Origin of the sequence: Streptomyces sp. MI02-7b, assembly GCF_033793585.1 — a bacterium.
Taxonomy (GTDB): domain Bacteria; phylum Actinomycetota; class Actinomycetes; order Streptomycetales; family Streptomycetaceae; genus Actinacidiphila.
On sequence record NZ_JARAWX010000076.1, the window covers coordinates 1 to 727 of the forward strand.

At 67.8% G+C, this 727-nt stretch carries 1 protein-coding gene; it reads right to left on the minus strand.

Translation table 11 applies throughout. From position 1 onward, the window contains the following. Window positions 1-720 (minus strand): ABC transporter permease (locus PV364_RS41125; RefSeq protein ID WP_319666062.1); only part of this gene is annotated, 720 nt, incomplete at its 3' end. Window positions 721-727: the final 7 nt, after the last annotated feature.

The window sequence follows — 727 nt, forward strand, 5'->3', positions numbered from 1 at the left end:
CATCAGCGCCGCCCGCCGGGACAGGCCCTTGGCCCGCGCGGTGCGCAGGAAGTCGCTGCCCAGCACGTCCAGCATGGTGCTGCGCTGGTAGCGGCTGTAGAGCGCGATCTGGACGACGATCAGAGTGAGGCTGGGCACGAGGAGGTGCTGCAGCCGGCTGACGAGGATCTCCCCGGTGCCGGACAGCCCCGGGTCGTACTCACCGGTGTACTCGATGACCTTGTGTCCCACGGCGTCGTTGATGTCGATCGCCCACAGTTTGAGCGTCACCGCGATCACGGGGATCGGCATCGCGAGAATGAAGAACGAGCCCAGCGTGGCGACCCGGTCCGAGACCCGGTACTGCCTGATGGCACCCCAGGCGCCCACCATGACACCGCCGATCGAGCCCACAATGGTGGCGATCAGCAGCAACCGGGTGCTCACCCCGACACGACGGCCGAACTCGTCATTGACCTGGCCCCCGGTGACGGTCCGTCCGAGGTCGCCATGGGCGACACCGTCGGCCCAGTGCGCGAAGCGCACCACGAAGGGGGTGTCGGGGTTCAGGTTGTACTCGTCCAAGGTGGCCGACACCGAGGTGGCCGCGACCGGAGGGTTCCGGCCCAGGAAGTTGGACCTCGGGTCGAGGCTCAGCGCCGCGAGGGCGTAGGTGAGGGAGGCCGCGATGAGGACCAGCGCCAGATAGTTGACGAGTCGGCGCAGCAGATAACGGCCCACGAGTCAC